This window comes from Prosthecobacter sp., from assembly GCF_044236155.1.
Lineage (GTDB): Bacteria > Verrucomicrobiota > Verrucomicrobiia > Verrucomicrobiales > Verrucomicrobiaceae > Prosthecobacter.
The window spans coordinates 179,485-199,122 of sequence record NZ_JBIIHA010000004.1 but is presented as its reverse complement, the minus strand read 5'-3'; the positions used below and the strand labels follow the sequence as shown (position 1 = coordinate 199,122).

The 19,638-nt window shown below is 60.9% G+C and carries 18 protein-coding genes and 1 pseudogene; 10 read left to right on the top strand and 9 right to left on the bottom strand.

Annotated elements, in window-relative coordinates:
* Positions 1–30 precede the first annotated feature (30 nt).
* The 3 genes from ACILSE_RS05725 to ACILSE_RS05715 all read left to right on the top strand — a co-directional run bounded on the left by ACILSE_RS05725 (position 31) and on the right by ACILSE_RS05715 (position 4,406).
* Positions 31–1,026: a serine hydrolase gene (locus ACILSE_RS05725; RefSeq protein WP_395716405.1), complete on the top strand. Its 996-nt coding sequence runs from the start codon at positions 31–33 to the stop codon at positions 1,024–1,026.
* A 91-nt stretch (positions 1,027–1,117) separates the two neighbouring features.
* The gene (locus ACILSE_RS05720; RefSeq protein ID WP_395716404.1) at positions 1,118–2,725 is read left to right on the top strand and encodes a serine/threonine-protein kinase; all 1,608 of its coding nucleotides are present in this window, start codon (positions 1,118–1,120) and stop codon (positions 2,723–2,725) included.
* Between the two features lie 25 nt (positions 2,726–2,750).
* Positions 2,751–4,406 carry a glycosyltransferase gene (locus ACILSE_RS05715; protein WP_395716403.1) on the top strand — a complete coding sequence of 552 codons (1,656 nt, stop codon included), beginning with the start codon at positions 2,751–2,753 and terminating at the stop codon, positions 4,404–4,406.
* Positions 4,407–4,463: 57 nt separating this feature from the next.
* On the opposite strand, the gene ACILSE_RS05710 is transcribed toward ACILSE_RS05715, so the two are convergent.
* Both ACILSE_RS05710 and ACILSE_RS05705 read right to left on the bottom strand, forming a co-directional pair.
* Positions 4,464–6,062 carry a sodium:solute symporter gene (locus ACILSE_RS05710; protein ID WP_395716402.1) on the bottom strand — a complete coding sequence of 533 codons (1,599 nt, stop codon included), beginning with the start codon at positions 6,060–6,062 and terminating at the stop codon, positions 4,464–4,466.
* Positions 6,063–6,161: 99 nt separating this feature from the next.
* On the bottom strand, positions 6,162–6,686 hold the full coding sequence (locus tag ACILSE_RS05705; protein ID WP_395716401.1) for a hypothetical protein: 525 nt from the start codon (positions 6,684–6,686) through the stop codon (positions 6,162–6,164).
* 90 nt (positions 6,687–6,776) lie between these two features.
* On the opposite strand from ACILSE_RS05705, the gene ACILSE_RS05700 reads away from it, so the two are divergent.
* Both ACILSE_RS05700 and ACILSE_RS05695 read left to right on the top strand, forming a co-directional pair.
* Positions 6,777–7,592 carry a tetratricopeptide repeat protein gene (locus tag ACILSE_RS05700; RefSeq protein WP_395716400.1) on the top strand — a complete coding sequence of 272 codons (816 nt, stop codon included), beginning with the start codon at positions 6,777–6,779 and terminating at the stop codon, positions 7,590–7,592.
* A gap of 88 nt (positions 7,593–7,680) precedes the next feature.
* Positions 7,681–8,259 (top strand): class I SAM-dependent methyltransferase, encoded by a 579-nt coding sequence (locus ACILSE_RS05695; protein ID WP_395716399.1) that lies wholly within the window; start codon positions 7,681–7,683, stop codon positions 8,257–8,259.
* A gap of 6 nt (positions 8,260–8,265) precedes the next feature.
* On the opposite strand, the gene ACILSE_RS05690 is transcribed toward ACILSE_RS05695, so the two are convergent.
* Positions 8,266–9,696 (bottom strand): sulfatase, encoded by a 1,431-nt coding sequence (locus ACILSE_RS05690; RefSeq protein WP_395716398.1) that lies wholly within the window; start codon positions 9,694–9,696, stop codon positions 8,266–8,268.
* Positions 9,697–9,778: 82 nt separating this feature from the next.
* Here ACILSE_RS05690 and ACILSE_RS05685 point away from each other — a divergent pair, with 82 nt between their 5' ends.
* A complete protein-coding gene (locus ACILSE_RS05685; RefSeq protein WP_395716397.1) occupies positions 9,779–10,597 on the top strand; it encodes a hypothetical protein in 819 nt (272 codons plus the stop codon).
* A gap of 1 nt (position 10,598) precedes the next feature.
* Here ACILSE_RS05685 and ACILSE_RS05680 read toward each other — a convergent pair whose 3' ends face one another.
* From ACILSE_RS05680 to lysS, 4 genes and pseudogenes are all read right to left on the bottom strand, one after another.
* Positions 10,599–11,855 carry a serpin family protein gene (locus ACILSE_RS05680; RefSeq protein WP_395716396.1) on the bottom strand — a complete coding sequence of 419 codons (1,257 nt, stop codon included), beginning with the start codon at positions 11,853–11,855 and terminating at the stop codon, positions 10,599–10,601.
* Positions 11,856–11,861: 6 nt separating this feature from the next.
* Positions 11,862–12,077 (bottom strand): annotated as a pseudogene (locus ACILSE_RS05675) (type II toxin-antitoxin system RelE/ParE family toxin); the annotation flags it as partial.
* Positions 12,078–12,124: 47 nt separating this feature from the next.
* Positions 12,125–12,319 (bottom strand): hypothetical protein, encoded by a 195-nt coding sequence (locus ACILSE_RS05670; RefSeq protein ID WP_395716395.1) that lies wholly within the window; start codon positions 12,317–12,319, stop codon positions 12,125–12,127.
* A gap of 39 nt (positions 12,320–12,358) precedes the next feature.
* Positions 12,359–13,828: a lysine--tRNA ligase gene (gene lysS / locus ACILSE_RS05665; RefSeq protein ID WP_395716394.1), complete on the bottom strand. Its 1,470-nt coding sequence runs from the start codon at positions 13,826–13,828 to the stop codon at positions 12,359–12,361.
* Between the two features lie 106 nt (positions 13,829–13,934).
* Between lysS and ACILSE_RS05660 the strand changes: the two genes are divergently transcribed.
* Both ACILSE_RS05660 and ACILSE_RS05655 read left to right on the top strand, forming a co-directional pair.
* The gene (locus ACILSE_RS05660) at positions 13,935–14,780 is read left to right on the top strand and encodes a hypothetical protein (RefSeq protein ID WP_395716393.1); all 846 of its coding nucleotides are present in this window, start codon (positions 13,935–13,937) and stop codon (positions 14,778–14,780) included.
* Positions 14,777–15,451, top strand: coding sequence for a metallophosphoesterase (locus ACILSE_RS05655; protein WP_395716392.1), 675 nt, complete (start codon positions 14,777–14,779; stop codon positions 15,449–15,451). Before ACILSE_RS05660 ends, ACILSE_RS05655 begins: the two co-directional genes overlap by 4 nt.
* Positions 15,452–15,454: 3 nt before the next feature.
* On the opposite strand, the gene ACILSE_RS05650 is transcribed toward ACILSE_RS05655, so the two are convergent.
* Together ACILSE_RS05650 and ACILSE_RS05645 are read right to left on the bottom strand one after the other, a co-directional pair.
* Complete coding sequence (locus ACILSE_RS05650; RefSeq protein ID WP_395716391.1) at positions 15,455–16,357, bottom strand: PIG-L deacetylase family protein; 903 nt, start codon at positions 16,355–16,357, stop codon at positions 15,455–15,457.
* Positions 16,358–16,397: 40 nt separating this feature from the next.
* Entirely contained in the window at positions 16,398–17,888 is a 1,491-nt protein-coding gene (locus tag ACILSE_RS05645) for an MFS transporter (protein ID WP_395716390.1), read from the bottom strand.
* A gap of 110 nt (positions 17,889–17,998) precedes the next feature.
* Between ACILSE_RS05645 and ACILSE_RS05640 the strand changes: the two genes are divergently transcribed.
* Positions 17,999–19,024: a methyltransferase gene (locus ACILSE_RS05640; RefSeq protein WP_395716389.1), complete on the top strand. Its 1,026-nt coding sequence runs from the start codon at positions 17,999–18,001 to the stop codon at positions 19,022–19,024.
* A 52-nt stretch (positions 19,025–19,076) separates the two neighbouring features.
* Entirely contained in the window at positions 19,077–19,586 is a 510-nt protein-coding gene (locus tag ACILSE_RS05635) for a hypothetical protein (RefSeq protein ID WP_395716388.1), read from the top strand.
* Positions 19,587–19,638: the final 52 nt, after the last annotated feature.

Here is a 19,638-nt window from a genome sequence, read left to right as displayed (position 1 = left end):
ACCGGCAGGTGGCGGGCTATCATCATCACGATGATGCGCATCCTGGCCTTCTTCATCTTCCTCACGAGCTCACCAGCGGTGGAGCCGCTGCCGGCGGAGCGGATCCAGGCCGCGGCCGCCTTTTCCGCCGCGCATGGCGGTCATGCGCTGCTGATCAAGCAGAACGGCAAAACACTGCACGAGTCCTACACGAACGGCCACACGAAGCGCGAGCCGCATCGCATCTACAGCGGCACGAAGGCCTTCTGGTGCCTCACGGCCTTCGCGGCGGAAAAAGACGGCGTTTTGCGGCTCGACGAGCCTGTGAGCGAGACGATCACCGAGTGGCAAGGCGACAAGCAACGGCGCAACATCACCATCCGGCAGCTCCTCGACTTCAGCAGCGGTCTGGAACCGCTCTTCGGCCTGCATGAGAATGAATACAAAGACCGCACCGTGTCGGCGCTGAAAGCCTCGCTCGTAGGCACGACGGGAAAATCGTTCATCTACGGCCCGGCGTCATTGCAGGTGTATCACGAACTGCTCGGCCGGAAGCTGCGCGAGAAAAAAACAACGCCCACACGCTACCTGGAGCGCAAGGTGCTCGGCCCGCTCGATCTTGGCTCACAGCGCTACCTTCCTGATCAAAAAGGCACGCCCTTGCTTGCCGCAGGCTTCATGCAGACCGCCCGCCAGTGGTGCGAACTCGGCTCCTGGCTCCTCAAGCACGAGGAAATGGTTTCACAGGTCAAAACCAGCGCCACGAACCGCGCCTACGGCTTCGGCTTTTGGAACAACCACGCCGCAGAAGCCGCCTCCGCCCGAGAAGTCGATGTGGAGGACATGCTCGACAAAAAATGGCACGAGCAGTCCTGGCGCAACGCCTGCCTCTGCCGCTCCGCGCCCGCGGATCTCATCGCCTGCGTCGGTTCCTACGGCCAGCGGCTCTACATCGTGCCATCGATGAAGCTCGTCATCGTCCGTCTGGCTTACGACAAGAAGCCGGATGATGCCCACATGCTTCGGCTGCTATTTGAGCGACGCTGAGTCAGGGGCAAAACGCATTCTAGTGATTATCTTGCAATGGCAGCCCGGGATGTCTTGCCAAGTGCGCCGCCACAATCTTAAATCGGTTTTTATGCAGCCAGGCCGAGAACAGAGCAGTGATGCCATACAGTTCGAGCCCTTCACGCCACCGACGATGGAGGAGCTGGACGCGCTCATCCCGGGCTACAAGTTCGTCGAATTCATCGACCGTGGCGGCATGGGCGCGGTGTACAAGGCCGTGCAGAAGAGCCTGAACCGCACCGTGGCGGTGAAACTGCTGCCGCAGGTGAACAGGGACAAGGAGAGCTTCGCCGAGCGCTTCAAGCGGGAGGCGCACGCACTGGCGCATTTGAATCATCCGCACATCATCGCCGTGCATGACTTCGGCGAGACGGCCGACGGCCAGATGTATTACGCCATGGAGTTCGTCTCCGGCATGGACCTGCAGCATTTGCTCCGCCGGAATCCTCCGGAGCCGAAGCAGATCCTCCGCATCATCACCCAGGTGTGCGAGGCGCTGCAGTACGCGCATGAGCGCGGCATCGTGCATCGTGACATCAAGCCGGCGAACATTCTCATCGACGAGCGCGGGAACGTGAAAGTGGCGGACTTCGGCCTGGCGAAGGTCGTCGGCCCGCATTCGGTGGATTACACGGCCACGGGCACTACCCTGGGCACACCGGACTACATCGCGCCCGAAGCGCTCGACATGGGCGGGAAGATCGACCACCGCGCGGATATTTATTCGCTCGGCGTCATGATTTACGAGCTTTTCACGGGCCATGTGCCGAAGGGTGTGTGGGAGCCTCCGTCCATCCGCTCCGGTGCGGACAAGAGCATCGACGCCGTCGTCAGCAAGGCGATGCAGAACAACCCCGAGAAGCGCTACCAGCACGTCAGCGACATGACCCAGGTGCTGGAGAAGCTGCTCAAAAACAGCGAGAACTGGAAGAACTTCCGCCGTCCGCAGAAAAGCGATGTCATCCACGCGCCCGGAAACGCGGTCCGCATTCCTACCGACGCCGACACCATCCGCATCCAGCCTCGGCGGTCCCGAAAGAGGCAAATGGTCTGGGCCGCAGGCGTTTTGTTGCTGTTGGGAGGCGCGGGCGCGGCATGGCAGACAGGATGGCTGCGCGCGCCCGCATCTCATGATGAGAACGGTGCGGCCGGGACGCCGCCCGCCCTCGCAACGGTGCCAGAACGTCCTGTGGACGCGCAAGAACGGCTGGCGCGCTGGGTCTTCGAACACGAGGGCTTTCTGAACGTGCTCACGCCTGACCATGAGTCGCGTGACATGGGTGGCGCGGCTGATATTTGGGACGCTGATCATCTGCCTGCGGGGTCGTACACCATCTGGCGTGTTTGCTTTGCCGTGAGCGGGCAGCCCATCTCAAACGAAAAAGACCTGGAGGAGCTGGTTTCACTGGCCGCAGCCGCCGGCACCGTCGCCAATCTGAATCTGCGCGGTTTGCGGGACATGCCCGCGGCGGCGCTTGGGGGTTTGTCGAAACTACAATCGCTCAGCAATCTCGACCTCACCGCCAGCCCGCTTGTGACTCATGAGGCTGTCGCGCATCTCGCAGCCTGCAAACAGTTGAAACTTCTGCGTGTCGGCGGCTCCGACATGCAGGTGGATCACGCGGTCATCGCCGAACTTCAGGCGCTGCTGCCCGACTGCCTCATCCGGCACGACTGATTTTTCAACACACTCCCAACATCCCATGAAAAAGCGGTCCAAAAAGAGCAAAGCAGCCAGCCGTCCGTCCAAATCCGCCCAATCCCGCGTCAAGCCAAGGAAGGCCCGCTCCAAAAAAGGAAAAACCACCCGCGTGTCCGTGCAGAAGAAGCCGCGAGCGAAAAAAACGGCGGCGCGCAAGCTCTCCACCCCGCAGAAAAAGCCATCAAAGAAGGCTGTGGCCGGAAAAAAGACCGTTCTGAAAAAAGCAGCGATCAAAAGAAGGCCCGCCGCGAAAAAAGCGGCGGCCAAGCGCAGACCCGCGTCAAAAAAGACGCCGCCGCCGCTCAAAAAGATGCTCTCGGTGCAGAGAGCCGCCTCGGCGACAATTTCCGCCCAAAAAGCGTCTGCTCCAGAGCGCAGTCTAGCCCTGAGTGCGCTGTCGGTGATGGCCAGCGGCATACCGACGAACAGCGCCGTGCAGCCTGCCGTCGAAGCCATGACGGGATTTTCCGCAACGTGTCCCAAGACGCGCAAACCGCGCCTGCTGTGGATCGGCGACGCGCTGGTGCCCACCGGCTTCGCCACCGTCACGCATGCGGTTTTGAATCACCTGCGTCATGACTGGGACGTCGTGGTGTCTGGTGTCAATTACGACGGGGCGGCGCATCAACTGCCCTATCAGGTCATCCCTGCCTGGCAGGGCGCGGACATGTGGGGGCTGAACCGCTTCCAGCATCTCTGCGCCGAGTTCGATCCCGCCGCCGTCATCATCAACAACGACTGGTGGAACGTGGCCCAGTTCGCCAGAATCGCGCCGAAGGGCCTGCCGCTTATCGGTTACATGCCGGTGGACGGCGGAAATCTTGATCCCGCGGCCATGCACGCGCTCAAAAAGCTGCACGCCGCCGTGTGGTACACTAACTACGGCCATCGGGAGGCGGTTAAGGCCGGCTTCAAAGGCCGGCGTCACGTCATACCGCATGGCATCGACACGAGCATGTTCCAGCCTGTGCGGCGTGACGAGGCGCGGCGGCTGCTCGACCTGAACGTGCCGCGCAAAGCCTTCATCGTCGGCAATCTCAACCGCAACCAGCCAAGAAAGCGACTCGATCTCTCGATCCAGATTTTCGCCGACTGGATCAGGCGGCATCGTGTCCCGAACGCCTTCCTTCTGCTGCATTGCGCGCAAAAGGACACCGGCTGGGATCTGCGACGTGTCGCCGCATTCCACGGCATCTCCGACCGTCTGCTGCTCACCGGCGGCGAGAACATTCGTGACCTGCAGAGCCCGCGCCACCTCCATCTCATCTACAGCAGCCTCGATGTGCAGATCTCAACCACGCTGGGCGAGGGCTGGGGCCTTACCACGATGGAAGGCATGGCCTGCGGCATCCCGCAGATCGTGCCGGACTCTTCCGCGCTGGCCGAATGGGCCGCTCCTGCGCTGAAAATCCCCTGCTCGCGCCTGCTCATGAACCCGGAGATCAACACCACGGGCGCTCTCGTCGATCACGAGCCGTTTGTGGCGGCACTGCAGAGGCTTTACACGGACAAAGGTCTTCGAAAGGAACTCTCCGAACAGGGAATCGCGCATGTGCGGTGCATCGACTACGACTGGCGGAACATCGCGGAGCAGTTCCACGCGATCCTCGCGCCAGCGGCGGCCCGTAGATCCAAGAAAATGAATTTGCAGGCATGAATCATTCGTGGAGAAGCCAAAACGCGCGGACGACAATCGGCCCGCGCGTTTTTATGCTCACATCCCGGCGTGACCTGCCTCAACGGTGCGCGCTGAGGCCTGCCGCGACTCCGGAGTCTTGAACAGCACCGCCACACCCAGGGTCACGAAGGTGCCCAGGGTGATGCGCCACGGGAAAGAGAGCACGAAAGGCGTCTCGATGCCCAGCGCGTTCTGGATGCCAAGCACGTTGCTCAGAAAAACCACGGCGGCGATGCCACATAGCATGGCGATGATGTTTCCGGTATCACAACCGCGTGACTTTGTGAGCACGGCGAGCAAGAACACTCCGAGCAGCGAGCCGAAGGTGAAACCAAGGATGCCGAGCACCAGCGGCAGGATCTCCACCTTCGGATTATGCGCCATGAACCAAGCCGTCCACACGCCGACAATGATGATCATCACCGCGAAGAAAACCGTGCTCCAGCGCAGGACTGCGATGCGTCGGGATTCCGGCGCATCCGCAGGCAAACGCGGCAGGATGAAATCCCGCGACAGGCTCGTGGCCAGCGCATTGAGCGCCGTGCTGAGAGATCCCATCGCCGTGGCCAGGATGCCGGCCGTCACCAGGCCGCGCATGCCTGCGGGCATCTCGTTCATGATGAAAAAGGGGAACACCTCGCGGCTCTCCGCAGGCAGGTTTGCGGCGGGATGCGCGCTGTAGTAGGCTTTCAACAGCACGCCGATCAGGATGAAGGCGGAGACGATTGGCAGATCGACGATGCCGGAGAGAATCGTCGCAAAGGCGCTCTGGCGGCGGTTTTTGGCCGTGAGCATGCGCTGCACCGTGTCCTGGTCGATACCATGCGTGCTCATCGTCACAAACGTGCTGCCGATGACCGCGGCCCAGATGGTGTATTCATTGGTGAGCACGTTCTTGACCCAGGCCCAGGCGCCGGGTGACTCAGCGGGCTTGGCAAAGTCAAAGAAGACCGGCTCCTTGATCACGTCCGACACCGCAGCCCAGCCGCCGGGGATTTTCATCAGCAGATAAGGGATCGTGAAGCCGAGGGATGCCACGAGCACACCCACTTGGATGAAGTCCGTCCAGATCACCGCCCGGATGCCGCCCACGGATGTGTACAACGCGGTCATGAGTGTCACGACCACCACCGCGCCCGCATAGAGCCAGAACTTTGTGTTCGCGTCCACCGTCCCGCCCCGCCACATCGCCACGGCGAGCACGAGGATAATGGCCGAGACATAAAGCCGCGTTCCCATCGCCAGCACACGGGTGAACATGAAGGTGATGGACGCAAACTTCCGCGTCACGGGCCCGAAACGTGTCTCCAGAAACTCATACAGGGAGATCACTCCGTGCTTGTAGAAAACCGGGATGAACAGAAAGCTCACGATGATGCGCGCCATCACCGTGCCGATCGCAAACTGCGCGTAGCTCCAGTTCTGACGACTGTAGCCGGACTCCGGCGCTCCGAGGAAAGTCGCCGCGCTGATCTCCGCCGCGAGGATCGAGGCCAGCACTGCCCACCAGGCGATCTGCCGGTCCCCGAGCGTGAAACCCTCCACACTGCCGCTCTTGCTGCGCTGCGAAAGGCCGATGCCGATGATCAGGGCGAAGTAACCTGTGATGACGAGCGCGTCGAGAAGGTAAGGCATGGCGTTGTGGCGGAAAGTCTCGCCGCAGATCACCATGCCCGTCAAGCCTTCACCCTGAATTAGGCATCTTCAGAGCATTCCCCGCTCACAGCCTTTCGCTCAACGGCTGACGACTTTCGTCTGAAGCTTCGGCGTCGTGCGCACGATGATGCGATCTTCCACCTTGCTGCCATGAGGGGATGCGTAGGTGACCACTTCATAGACCTTGCCGATGTCCTTGTTGGTCAGCGGGCGGTTGATCAGACGTTTGGTGGCCACACTGGTGTCTCCGATCGTAGTGACCGTGACATCACTGCCGGAGGAGGGACGGGCGGCGTTTGCGCGCGCGACTTGCACCGGCGCGGCACATTGCGTCAGCATAAGAGAGGCGGCGATTCCGAAAACGAGGGAGAAAAGATGGGGTTTCATGGTCGGTTGTGACTTGAGTGGATGATTCAAGCGGCACTTTTGGATGACTTTATTGGAAGCGGCGTTCAATGTTTCGGCATCATGGATGCGGCCGCGAGCAAGCTGAACTTCTTCGCAAGAATCGGTAATCAGGCGTGTCCTGATGCCAGCCCTGCCTCCTCCGAAATGCGGGCGGGACGTTGATTTAAGCTTGCCGCGCAGTTTGGGAATCAGCATGATTCGGATGTCATACGTCAAAGGCACTTATGCATTCTGGTAATCTTTTTCTGTTCTGCGCTGCTGGCCCAGGACCAGCGTGACCAGCAGTTGCTGGCGCTGCACCAGCATTATCAAAGCGCCACGGCCCTCTCCGCGCAGGGCAGGCTGCCGGAGGCCGAGATGGAGCTGCGAAAGGTGGTGTCCAGTTGCAGCCAGGTCTTCGGCAAGTCACATCCCGACACCCTCATCAGCCGAAGTGATCTCGCCGCCACGCTCGCGGGGGAGGGCAAATATGCCGAGGCTGAGAAGGAAAACCGCGCCGTGCTGGCCATACGCAAAGAGGTGCTCGGGCCGGAGCACCCCGACACATTGCTAAGCAGAAACAACCTCGCCGCCGCCTTGCAGGAACTGGGCAAGCATGCCGAGGCTGTGCGCGAATACCGCGCCGTGCTGACGGTGCGTCAACGTGTGCTGGGCGCGGAGCATTTGGAAACACTCGATAGCCGCAACAACCTCGCCACCGCGCTCAACGACCAAGGACACCAAGCCGAGGCGGAAAAAGAGCACCGTGCCGTGCTCGCCCTGCGCGAACGCCTGCTTGGCGCGGAGCATCCCAAGACGCTGGCAAGCCGCAATAATCTGGCCGCCGTGCTTCAAGAGCAGGAACGTCATCCTGAGGCGGAAAAGGAGCACCGCACTGTGCTGGCTCTGCGTGAGCGCGTGCTCGGCGCGAAGCATCCGGATGTTTTTCTCAGCTGCTTCAACCTGGCTCTTTGCCTTGAGGCGCAGTCCAAGCCCAAGGAAGCGCTGGCCTGCATGCGCCGTGCGCACGACGGCTTTGCAAAAATTCTCGGGGCCGCTCATCCGCACACGCAGTTTGCTGCGGAGGCCGGGCGGCGCATCGAGTCGGAGCTATCCCGCTGACAGCCACAGCCGCGTGACGGTTTGGTGGCATTTGCTTGCTGGAAAAGCCCTCGCGCATGCGTTCGGACTCGCTAGCATCGGACCCCGAATGTCAGCCGCCACCTTCATCAAGGAACTCCGCCACAACTGGAAAACCATCGGTGCGGTGGCGCCTTCCAGTCCCGCGCTGGCGGAGCGCATGATGGAGGCCGCGGGTGTCTGGCAGGCGCGCCGCATCCTCGAGCTCGGGCCCGGCACCGGGGCGTTCACCACGGCCATCGCCGACGCCATGCCGCACGAATCGCATTACCTGGGCATCGAGCTGAACGACGCCTTCGTGCAGCAGCTCCGCCCGCGTTACCCGAAATTGCGCTTTGAATGCGCGGACGCGCAACAATTCGATTTCTCCCAGGTCCTTGCTGCTGGCGAAAAATTCGACGCCGTCATCAGCGGCCTGCCGTGGACGGCCTTCCCGCGCGGATTGCAGGAGGCCATCCTTGGCAATGTGCTCCCGCATCTCGCTCCCGGAGGCTGCTTTGCCACCTTTGCCTACTGGGGTTTCCACAAGCTGCCCGGCGGCCGCCAGTTCCGCGCCCTTCTGCATGAGTTGACGCACGGCGTCGAAACCACCCGCGTCGTGTGGAGAAATCTGCCACCAGCCTTCGTTTACATCGCCCGCAAGGGCTGACGCGCGTCACTCCACCGACTTCTTCTTTTTACCCTTGCCCTTCTTTTTCGGCTCCGGGCTTGTTTGAGGCGTGTTCTTCGCCGGCATCGGTGCTTTGATTGCCGCGCGCCACGCCATCATCTTTGCGTGCAGTTCCCTGGCCTTCTCCGGGTTTGCCGCCGCAAGGTTTTTTGCTTCGCCGATATCATCCTTGAGGTTGTACAGCTCCAGACGGCCATCCTCGAAGAATTCCATCAACTTCCAGTCGCCGGCCTCGATCAAGCCCACCGGCGTTGTACGCCAGGTGCCCTCACCCGCGCCGAGGTAGCCCGGAAAATGCTGGTAAATCGCCTCACGCTTCAAATTCGCGGCGGGATCGCGGAACAACGGCACCAAGCTCTCGCCGTCGAGCGTCTGGCCCTCGGGAAGCGCCGCCTTGCCGATCTCCGCGAAGGTCGGAAACAGATCCACATGGATGGTCGGCACGTCGCTGCTCGATCCCGGCTTCGTGACACCCGGCCAACGCACAATGAACGGAACGCGTGTCCCGCCTTCGTACAAGCTGCCCTTGCCGCTGCGCAGCGGGGCGTTGTCCGTGGTGTCTCCGCTCTTCTTGATGCCTTCCCGCGTGTAACCACCCACGCCACCATTGTCGCTGCTGAAAACCAGGACGGTGTCGTCCGCCAGTTTGAGCTCGTCCAGCGTCGCCATCACACGGCCCACGCTCTCGTCCACACTCGCGATCATCGCCGCATAAACTGGATCATGGTGCCCGCCGACGGGCGCCTTGTCCTTGAACTTCGCTATCAGCTCCGGCTTCGCCTGATACGGCGAATGCACGCCGAAGTGCGGCAGGTAGAGAAAGAACGGCCCGTCCTTGTGCCGCTGGATGAAATCAACCGCCTTGTTCGTCAGGAAGTCGGCCAGATACTCGTCCTTCGGGTACTCCACCTTCGGCTGCGTCGCGAAATCGAAGTGTTTGCCCATCGAAACAATCGCCTCGTCGAAGCCGCGCTTGCCCGGGTGAAAATCGCCGCTCTGACCGAGATGCCATTTGCCAAACATCCCCGTCGCATAACCGGCCTGCTTCATCGTCTGCGCGATCGTGATCTTCTCCAGCGGCAGATTCTCCGCGTTGTCCACCGGACGCAGCGGCCGCGACTCCCACTCGAAGCGTCCGATGCCTCCCACCGTGTAGATGCCCGTTCTCGGCGCATACTGGCCGGTCATGAGCGCCGCGCGCGTCGGCTGGCAGTTCTGGCAGTGATGATGCCGCGTCAACTTCATCCCTTGAGACGCCAGCTTGTCGATGTTCGGCGTCTCATAATACTTCGAGCCAAAACAGGCCACGTCCGTGTAACCGAGGTCATCCGCGAGGATGAAGATGACATTGGGCGGCCTGTCGGCGGCTTGCAGGGAAAAAGAGACGAGCAGGAGGAGGCAAAGCAGGTGCTTCATGCGCCCTCAACGCGTCCTCACGCCACCGCATTGCACTCATTTCAGCATCGACATCTCCCTTGGCAGCCGCTTTCATCGGCGCATGTCCCGTTTCCTCCTGCTTTTCAGTCTTCTCACCTCGCTCGTCAGCGCTGCCGACACCATCAAGCCCGGTGTTCGCTCGCCCATCACCTTTCAGCGTTCGCCGGAGGTCTCCGACAATGCGCAGATCAAGATGCGCATGCACGCCGCCGAGACCCCGCCGCCCTACAGCGTCGGCATGGAGAAGTTCGACATCATCGTGCCGAAGAAATACAAGAAGGGAGATCCCCACGGTCTTTTCATCTGGGTCAGCCCAAGCAACGCCCCCTCCATCTCGCCCGAATGGGAAGCCGTGCTCGCCGAGAAGAAGCTCATCTTCGTCGGCGCGCACAATTCCGGCAACAACCGCGAGGTCTTCGCCCGCATGCGCATGGCCGTCGATGCCAATGACAATTTGCGTGACCTCTACGACATCGACCCCGACCGCGTCTATGTCTCCGGCTTCTCCGGCGGCGGTCGTGTCGCCAGCATGCTCGGTGTTTGTTATGCCGATATGTTCACCGGCACCATCGCCTTCATGGGCACCAATTTTTACACCGACATCGTCACGCTCGACAAAACCGAGGTCTTCGAGGCACGCTACATCCCGCACGACGAGGTCGCCGCTCTCGCCAAGACCGACTGCCGCTACGTCCTCGTCACCGGCGAGAAAGATTTCAACCTCAAGAACACCCAGGCCGTCTTTGAAAACGGTTTCAAAAAAGAAGGCTTCAAGTCTGTCGAATTCATGAACATCCCCGGCCAGGCCCACCAGCCGCCGAAGGGCGAGTGGCTGAAAAAAGCCATCGAGTTCCTGGACGCGGGCAAGACAAAGAAATAGATCATCGCGGATCGCTCACCCGGCCAAGAAACAGGCATGCTCCACTTTGAGCATGCTGGATGGCAAAGAGGAATGGCCGGTCGGCTTTGAGTTCGACGGGCTTTGCACGCTCAACAGGCATCGCCGTTGTGGCGACCATTGCCACCGCCGTCGCAGCGGCGGCTTCGGTCCCTTTTTCGTCGAGTTCGATGAAGGTCTTGTGGAAGACCTCGGAGATCGCGAGGTAGTCATCCGGCTTCTTCGGAGCCATCGCGTCGAAATCCGCGCTGCCCTGCGGTTTGTCGAAGGCGGTCGTCATGCCCATCTTTTGCAGCACCTCGCCCAGCGGCACGGTCGGTGGTGTGATCTTAAACTTTGGCAGGTGCAGGATCACCTCGCGATGCTCGGCTTTGGCGCAGGCCAGCAGCGTTTCTGGTGTCAGCTTCTTCTCCACGTCTGACACGCCGCTGATGTCATCCGGCACGATCAGCAGGAAATGCAGATCATGGCCCGCATACGGCAGCGTCACCGACTGAAAGCCTGCCCCGTTCAAATACCGCAGGTGCTCTTGTTGTCGCATCGTCGGCACTTGGACGGTCGATTTGGCTCCGTTGACATGAAAGGGCTTCGGACCCGTGGCTGCCACGCCAAACTCCTCCGCCCACGCCGCCTTGAAATAGAGCGCGTTCACCAAAACCAGCCGCGTGTCGCTGCTGAGGCCGTTTTCGGGGATCAAATCGCGAATCCGCTTCTGCGTCTGCTTTTCCACCCAGCCATTGATCTCGCGCGTGGCTCCGGTGTGGTCCTTCATGAAGTTCATGAGCTCCATCGGCGCCCCAAAGTGGCTCTTCACGCCGGACAGGAAGCTTGCGCGGAACTCATAGCCCTTCTGGCCGAAAAGCCGGTTCGCCACATGCAGCTTCAGCGCCTCGGAGGGGCCGCCATACTTCTTCGACTGCGCCACCTGCTTCGCAGACTTCTCCTGCGCTTCCACCAGCGCGGCATTCAGCGCTGCGAATGACTCTCCCAGCGCCGCCTTGTCCTTTGGCAGATGCAGCACCCGCGCCATCTCCTCCTGCGTCGCGCCGCTAGCCCCAAGGTAAGTCATCCCCAGCGCTGACTCGATCGAGTAGGGCGAAAGACACACATTGCCCTCCTTCGGCATCTGCCGGTGCAGATCGAGTCCGAGGGCGTTCATCGCCTGTGCGGCCGTTTCAGGCGAGGCTGCGGATGCGGAGGTGGAAAGCGAAAACAGCAGGGCAATAGAGAGGTGTTTCATCTTGATTCAGCGGTAAACTTCGCGGCGATGTCCCATCGCGATCAGGTAGACCTCATTACGAGCCGCATCGAACTCATAAATGATCCGGTAATCACCCACCCGCAGCTTGAATTCCTCCCTGCCTTGCAGGCGGACGTGCGGATACTTTCCCAGGCGACTGCCCAGTTCACGGATCTTGGCTTCCACCCTCAGCCGGATGGCTGAGGGCAGCGATAGATAAACCTGGTCAAATTCACGTGAATAGACCTCGGTCGCCTATTTCATGAAAATCAGCCCTGTGCAGGTTGAAACACACGCACATGCCGGTTTCCGACATCCTGTTTGCCGCGCTCGATGGCTGCCACAAACTCGGGATTCAGCTCCTCCTGGTCATCCAGATAATCCGCCAGCCAGTCTTGCAACTCTAGCGCGGAATCGCGTGGCAGGCGCATGATTTCTTGTTCGATGACTTCGAGAGCGGGCATGAAGAGATGGTAACTTGTTCCGGAATTCGCGCAAGGGGCCTATTCCCTCCGCTTCAACTGCGGGAAGAGGATCACGTCACGGATGCTTTCGGCACCGGTGAGCATCATGATGAGGCGGTCGATGCCGATGCCGATGCCGCCGGCGGGAGGCATGCCGTGCTCGAGGGCGAGGATGAACTCCTCGTCGATCTTCTGCGTTTCTTCGCCGGCCTGATGCTCCAGGCGCTCGCGCTGGACGATGGGGTTGTTCAGCTCGGAGTAGCCGGGGCTGATCTCCTGGCCGTTGATGACGAGTTCATAGACATCGACGATGGAATCATCGTCAGCGTTTTGCTTGGCCAAAGGCACGAGTTCCTTCGGGCAATGGGTGACGTAGAGCGGATCGAACTGCTTCGCCTCGATGAGTCGCTCGAAGACATGCTGCGTGACCTCGTAATCCTCGAAGTTCGCGCCGATCTCGACACCGAGCTCCTGCGCACGCGCTTTGCGCTCCGCAGGTGTGTAGTCATACCACTTCGGGTCGATGCTCTTGAGCAGATCGGTGTAGCGGGCACGCTTCCACGGGCGGGCGAGGTTGATGGTCTTGGTGACATTGCCCTCGTCGTCCTTGTGCTCGATCTTGAGGCCGCCGCAGAAGTTTTCGGCGAGGTGGCAGATCATGCCTTCGACGAGGTCGGCCATCTTTTCGAAGTCGGCGTAGGCCCAGTAGGCCTCCAGCATGGTGAACTCCGGATTGTGACGGCGGCTCAGGCCTTCGTTGCGGAAGTTGCGGTTCAATTCGAAGATTTGGGTGAAACCGGCCACGAGCAGGCGCTTCAAATACAGCTCCGGCGCGATGCGCAGGAACATCGGCTGATTCAGCGCATGGAAAAAGGTCTCGAAGGGCTTCGCGGCAGCACCGCCGGGCACGTCCTGCATCATCGGCGTCTCGACTTCGAGGAAACCGCGCTCCTGCATGTAGTTGCGGATGGCGGCGACCATTTGAATGCGTTTGCGGAAGACATCCTGGCTCTTCTCATTCGAGATGAGGTCGAGGTAGCGCTGGCGGTATTTGATCTCCTTGTCGGTGACGCCATGCCACTTGTCCGGCAGCGGACGCAGCGCCTTGGACAGCGGCGTGAGCTTTTTGACGTGGATGGACTTCTCGCCGCGCTTGGTGATGAAGGTGAAGCCTTCGATGCCAACGAAGTCGCCGATGTCCACGAGGTGGTTGAACTGCTTGTAGGCCTCGTCGCCAACATCGCCCTTGCTCAGGTAGCACTGCATGCGGCCGGAGATGTCGCCGAGGTCGAAGAAGGTGGCCTTCCCCATCTCGCGACGGCTCAAAATGCGGCCCGCGACGCTCACCGTGAGGTTTTCCTCGAAATTCGCCTTCAATGCGCCGGGCTGGTGCGTGGTGTCAAAACGGCCGCCAAACGCGTCCACGCCCGCCTTGGTCAATTCGTCGAGCTTGTCGCGGCGAATTTGAAGCAGTTCGGATTCAGAGGGGGCGTTGGCTTGCGGTTCCATGGCGTGGGCGTTGATTGGGGGCCGTGTCTTTAGCCGCTTCCACACGCTTTGCCACCGCAAACCTGTGGTTTGCCAGACTCGGGGACGGGTGCCAGAATTCGCGTCCATGAGTCCGCGCCTGCTTGTTGCTTCTTCGATCTTTGCCTCAGCCTGTCTTCTCCATGCACAGGAGAAGACCTGGCCGGAGGTGGAGAAGTTTGCGAAGGCCATCACCAGCATCACCTGGCACCTGCGCGGCACGAACACGCTCAAGCACCTGCGTTTTGATGGCGAGAACTTCCATTCGACGACGCCCACGGGTGAATCACGCAGCCAGTTCAAGGAGCATGCCTTCGTCGATGCGGGTGTGTTCCAGCTTGTCTTTAGCGAGCAGCGCTCGGCTTGGTATTTCGTGAGCGACGATCTCAAACTCATCACGCCGACCAACGTCAGCGGCGAGATTGAGTTCAAGGCCGAGAACGCCGCGGCGGCAAAGCCGGTGGTCAACTTTCCGCAGGACATTCAAAACGTCGTCTGGATCGGCGGCCCGGATCAGACACCGATCAAACTGCGCTGGAACGGGGCGGAATTCGAAGTCGGCGTGAAAACCAAGTCCTGGGAGGTGCAAAAGGTGAAGCCTGTCATCGCCAACCGGCGCGTGTTTGAGTTCATGCACGAAGGTGATCCGATCTGGATCGTCTTTTCGCAAGACGGCACGGAGGCCTGGTGGCTGAACATCGCGGATGTCTTCGGCGGCCATGCGCAGGGAAGCTCCGCCATGGCCTCCCAGGATGCCCGAGCGACCGGGCTCTCACCCCAGCAGAACGATCTGGCGAATCATGCTGAGGACTTGCTCAGATCCGGCGAGCCGATCCGCGCAGCGACGCTGGCGCGTGAACTGGAGCGCAAAAACGCCGCCAAGCAGGATGCGCTCGGAAAACTGCGCGAACGATTCAAGCTGCTCAAGCCATGAAAGCCCCTGTCGTTGCCGTGATCGACAACGATGTGCTGCTCGACAGCCGCCGGGCGCTGGTGCATGCCACGCAGCGCTGGATGGCCGTGGCGGACATCCATTTCGGCTACGAGGTGCACCGCGCACGCCAAGGGGCGCTGCTGCCGGATTTTGGCATGCCGCAGATCGAAGAGACGCTGCTCGCGCTGCTGGCGGATCACCTGCCACGCCGCCTCATTCTTGTGGGCGACATCATGGACGGCTCGGGGTCGGCCGTCGAGACGCTGAAACTGCTCGAAAACCTCCAGCCGCATGTGCCGGAGATCATCTGCATCCTCGGCAATCACGACCGGCCCGCGCTGCGCAAAGGCTGGCCGTTTGTCGAAACGCATCGGGAGCCCCGCTTTCTCTTTTCGCATGGTCATCACTTCAAGGCGGTCGAAAATCAGGCCGGTGATGCCGATGCCATCCACATCACCGGTCACGAACATCCCGCGATCTCACTCAACGACGGTGCCGGGCTGCGTTTGAAGCTGCCAGCCCTCGTGCGCGAAAAAATCAGCGAATCACGCGAGCGCTGGCTGCTGCCCGCTTTTTCTCCGTGGGCCGCTGGAGGTGCCTACAAGAGCACCGCCATCATCCAGCAGTGGATTTGTGCTCCAGGTCGCGTGTGGAGCCATCAAGAAGCCTGAAGCTCACTTCGCGTCGTAAAACGGGAAGAGCTTCTTGATCTCCTCCAGCGACGGACGGCGGCCATACTCGCAGATCTCGAAGGTCTCAGCGTATTTGACCGCCTTGCCGCGTTCCTCGCCGTAGAGCTTGATCAGCAGCTCACGATACTTGTCCGCCTCGCTGCCCTGGCGCGCGCCCCAGCGGCGTTTCAGCCACGCACGGCGTCCCGCTTCATCACTCGCGGGCGGCACGCTCTTCACGTGCTCTTCGGAGCCGTTCGCGCCGCCTTCATAGTGCTGTGAGGTCAACTCATGGATGCCATCGAGTTTCTGATCGAAGGAATCATCCACACTCACCGCGATGTCTGGTGTGAAGGGATACGGCTTCTGAAAGCCATCGCTCGAATACAGGAACACCGGATTCTTCTTCAGCGGCGGCACGTCCGGCACGATGAACGGCACCGCCACCATAAAGGCCGCGTCCTGGATCAACACGCCGACATAACGATGGTCCGGATGGTAATCCCACGGCCGCGGTGCGATGACGATGTCCGCCTTCCACTCGCGGATCACGCGCGTGAGCAGCTTCCGATACTCCAGCGACGGAACAAGCTCGCCATCATGGATGTCGAGCACCTGCGAGGTCACGCCGAGCTTCTTCGCGCACGCTGCCACTTCCGCGGCGCGACGCAGCGCCAGCGGTCCGCCCGCCTCCTTCCAGTGGCCGATGTCGCCGTTCGTGACCGAAACCAGCTTCACATGATGCCCCTGCCGCGCCCACTTCACCGCCGAGCCACCCGCCTTATACTCCGCGTCATCCGGATGCGCGCCGAAGACAATGATGCGCAGCTTCCCATCGCCCGCGTCCGCGGCGTGGAGCGTGAAACTGAGGAGATAAGCAGCAAGTATGAGCAGAGAACGGATCATGGCGGCATGAGTACGCCTCCCTGATACGAAGTCTCTCGCATCACTCCTCGCCCTTCGGTTCCGGCAGGAAGAAGCCGACGAGCAGCGCGATCACAGCCATCGCGGTGGCGATGTAGCCGGCGGCCATGGCCACATGCAGCGGGCGCACGTTTTGGATGCCGCCTGCGAGCAACGGCGCGAGCCAGCTCGTGTTCACGGTGGCCATGCAGGTGCCGATCATGCGCCCGCCGACGTTCGTGGCAAAGCTGCCGCCAGTGCCGCGCAGATGCAGCGGGAAGATTTTCGGCAGATACTCTCCGAAATAGCTGAACTGCGCCACGGTGACGAGTCCGCAGAGGAAGTAGCCCCAGAGGAAAGCCTCGCCGCCTTTTTCAAAGAGCATGAAGTAAGTCACCGGCAGAATGATCAGCGCCGGAACCTGGAAGACTTTCAGCAAGGCCACGCGGCTGATGCCGACGATGAGCAGCACGGCAAGCAAGACGCGGCCCATGAGTCCGCCCATCTCCTGACGAAACTGCACCTTGCTGCTCATCTCATCGACGACCTTCTTGTGCGGTGCCTGCTGGATTGCGTTCTCCTTGATCTTGCCGACGAGTTCCTTGCGTCCAGGATCACCTGCGGGCAGCGCATTGAGCTGCGTGTTGAGCGCCTTCGCCTCGGCAATCATCGGGGCCATGGCCTTCGCCTGCGGCGCAAGTTCCGGCAGTCCGGGCGTCACCCGAGCGACGGTGACTTGAAGCGCGCCAAAGGCGATGCCGTAAGCGCAAGCGGAGAGGATGGTGGTGACGAGCGTGACCTTGCGCAGCTCCGGGGAGAACAAACCGCCGAAGCTCGGACGTTTGAGCGCGCCCGAGGCCTTCTTCTCCTTCCACACCTGGGATTCCGGCACGAACGGCAGCAGCAGCGCGATCGGAATCGCAGGCAGGATGCCGGTCATGAGCAAGTAGCGCCAGGAACCCACCGCGCCATCAAGTCCGGCAGGCAACGAGAAGGATGGCAGGCCGCCTGCCTTGAGCTTGTTGTTGATCCAGATGCTCATCACAGTCACGCACACACCACCAACGGAGGCGAAGGCTTGCGTGATGCCGAGCCATTTTTCCTTCTGCTTCTTGTCTTGGAACACTTCTGCCAGCCACGTCACCGCGGCGACGAACTCGACGCACACGCCGATGAACGTGGCGCTGCGGAAGAAAATGAAGGCCGGCAGCGTGGTCGCATACGCGGCGCAGAACGGAGCGGCCGAATACAGGAAGATGCTCGCCGCCATGATCGTCTTGCGACCGAACTTGTCGATCAACCAGCCACCCAGAAGGCCGAAGACACCGCCGCACACCGCGGCGATGGTCAGCAGGTTACCCACCCAGCTCGTGACGATCGGATTGCTCGGCGGCAGCTTTAAAAGCTCCGCGATCGCCGGCGCGGCCACCAGCGGCGTCATGAGCAGCTCATAGGTGTCGAACAGAAAGCCGATGCTGGCGATAACGATGATGAGCCAGTGCTTGGTCGTGAGCGTGGGGACGGGAGAGGACATGGTGCGCGATGCTGTCAGGAGTTGGGAGGCAAGTCAACGCAAGGCGCGTGGGGAGTCTTTTTTCATTTCTTCGTTTCTTTCGCCGCTCACCTGCGAATCATCACGCCTGCATGCCCCACGACCTCACCTCCACGCCAAAGACTGACCCGCTGAAAATCTACCGCTACCGCGACAGCCTCTACGCGGTCGATTTGATCACGGCGGCGCTCAGCCTCGACTTCTTCACCTGGCTGGCGGACAATCCGTCATCGCTTGATGGTATCTGCGATCACTTTGGCTTTAAGGAACGTCCGGTGGACGTGATGCTGACCTTGTTCGCCGCGAACGGCTGGGTTCAAAACAACGGCGGCGTGTTTCATGCGACGGAAACGGCAAAGGAGCATCTCACTGCTGGCTCGGTGTGGGATCTGCGACCGTATTATGCCTCGTTGCACGATCGTCCCATCGCTCGGGACTATCTGGAGGTACTCAAGACCGACAAACCTGCCGGTTGGAGCGGTGACAAGGCCGCCTTCGACTGGCACAAGGCGATGGAACAGGAGGACTTTGCCCGCAAATTCACCGCGGCGATGGATTGCCGCGGTCTCTACCTCTCCCAGGCGCTCGCGAAGAAGCTCGACCTCAGCGGGCGCTTCTGCCTGCTCGACATTGGCGCGGGTTCCGGCATCTACGCGTGCTCGATTGCCGCACATCACAAGCACTTGAAGACCATCACGTTTGATCAGGCGCCCCTGGACCGCATCGCGGCCAAATTGATCGACGAACGCGGCTGTGCGGATCGTGTGAGCGTGGCGACGGGCAACATGTTCGACGGTTTGCCAACGGGATGCGACGTGCATCTTTATTCCAACGTGCTGCACGACTGGGGCGTGGCCGAGGTGAAGAAGCTGCTCTCTGTTTCACATGCGGCGCAGAGTCCGGGCGACCTCCTGATCATTCACGACGCGTTCATCAACGCCACGAAGAACGGACCTCTGCATGTGGCTGAGTACTCGTGCCTGCTGATGCACTCCACGCAGGGGAAATGCTACAGCACGGGCGAGTATGCGACGCTGCTTGATGAGGCGGGATATGCGCCGGGCGATTATCATGACACCGCTGTGGCACGCGGATTCATGACTGCGATCCGTCGTTAAAATTTAGATTGTGCAAAGAAACCGCCATGTCGTATCGTCTCAGAAATTGCTTATGAAGAAAATCACCCTTCTCTCCTTGTTCGCTCTGGCCGCGTTTGCGCGTGCCGAGACCACCGTCACGATGACCGGCGTTCACAATTGCTGCAAAAGCTGCACGAACGGCATCGTCAAAGCCGGCACAAGCGTCGGCAAAGACATCACCGTCACCGCTGAAGGCAAGACCGTGACGATCACCACCAAGAAGAAGACCGACGCGAAGAAGGCTGTCGAGGCCATCATCGCCGCCGGCTACTTCGGCAAGGTGGAAGGAGAAGAGGCCGAGTCCAAATCCACAGCCGCCGCCAAGCCTGAGGCCAAGATCACCAAGGCCACCGTGTCCGGTGTTCACCTCTGCTGCCAGAAGTGCGCGAATGCCGCGATCGCCGCCGTGAAGAACGTGCCGGGCATCACGAAGCACGACATTGTTTCCAAAGCCGAGTCATTCACCGTGGAAGGTGAGTTCACCAAGGCCGAACTGGCCGCCGCGCTCAATGCCGAAGGGCTGGGCGGTGCCATCAACTAACTTACCGCAACCAACAACGAGCGGGGCCGGGGCTTGCGAAAGCGACCCCGGC

Coding starts and splice junctions, on each gene's coding strand:
- ACILSE_RS05705 (WP_395716401.1), bottom strand. CDS start 6,686: ATGCTGATTCCCAAACTGCGCGGCAAGCTTAAATCAACGTCCCGCCCG.
- ACILSE_RS05685 (WP_395716397.1), top strand. CDS start 9,779: ATGTCCCGTTTCCTCCTGCTTTTCAGTCTTCTCACCTCGCTCGTCAGC.
- ACILSE_RS05655 (WP_395716392.1), top strand. CDS start 14,777: ATGAAAGCCCCTGTCGTTGCCGTGATCGACAACGATGTGCTGCTCGAC.
- ACILSE_RS05645 (WP_395716390.1), bottom strand. CDS start 17,888: ATGTCCTCTCCCGTCCCCACGCTCACGACCAAGCACTGGCTCATCATC.
- ACILSE_RS05690 (WP_395716398.1), bottom strand. CDS start 9,696: ATGAAGCACCTGCTTTGCCTCCTCCTGCTCGTCTCTTTTTCCCTGCAA.
- ACILSE_RS05725 (WP_395716405.1), top strand. CDS start 31: ATGATGCGCATCCTGGCCTTCTTCATCTTCCTCACGAGCTCACCAGCG.
- lysS (WP_395716394.1), bottom strand. CDS start 13,828: ATGGAACCGCAAGCCAACGCCCCCTCTGAATCCGAACTGCTTCAAATT.
- ACILSE_RS05650 (WP_395716391.1), bottom strand. CDS start 16,357: ATGATCCGTTCTCTGCTCATACTTGCTGCTTATCTCCTCAGTTTCACG.
- ACILSE_RS05635 (WP_395716388.1), top strand. CDS start 19,077: ATGAAGAAAATCACCCTTCTCTCCTTGTTCGCTCTGGCCGCGTTTGCG.
- ACILSE_RS05640 (WP_395716389.1), top strand. CDS start 17,999: ATGCCCCACGACCTCACCTCCACGCCAAAGACTGACCCGCTGAAAATC.
- ACILSE_RS05660 (WP_395716393.1), top strand. CDS start 13,935: ATGAGTCCGCGCCTGCTTGTTGCTTCTTCGATCTTTGCCTCAGCCTGT.
- ACILSE_RS05680 (WP_395716396.1), bottom strand. CDS start 11,855: ATGAAACACCTCTCTATTGCCCTGCTGTTTTCGCTTTCCACCTCCGCA.
- ACILSE_RS05710 (WP_395716402.1), bottom strand. CDS start 6,062: ATGCCTTACCTTCTCGACGCGCTCGTCATCACAGGTTACTTCGCCCTG.
- ACILSE_RS05670 (WP_395716395.1), bottom strand. CDS start 12,319: ATGCCCGCTCTCGAAGTCATCGAACAAGAAATCATGCGCCTGCCACGC.
- ACILSE_RS05720 (WP_395716404.1), top strand. CDS start 1,118: ATGCAGCCAGGCCGAGAACAGAGCAGTGATGCCATACAGTTCGAGCCC.
- ACILSE_RS05715 (WP_395716403.1), top strand. CDS start 2,751: ATGAAAAAGCGGTCCAAAAAGAGCAAAGCAGCCAGCCGTCCGTCCAAA.
- ACILSE_RS05695 (WP_395716399.1), top strand. CDS start 7,681: ATGTCAGCCGCCACCTTCATCAAGGAACTCCGCCACAACTGGAAAACC.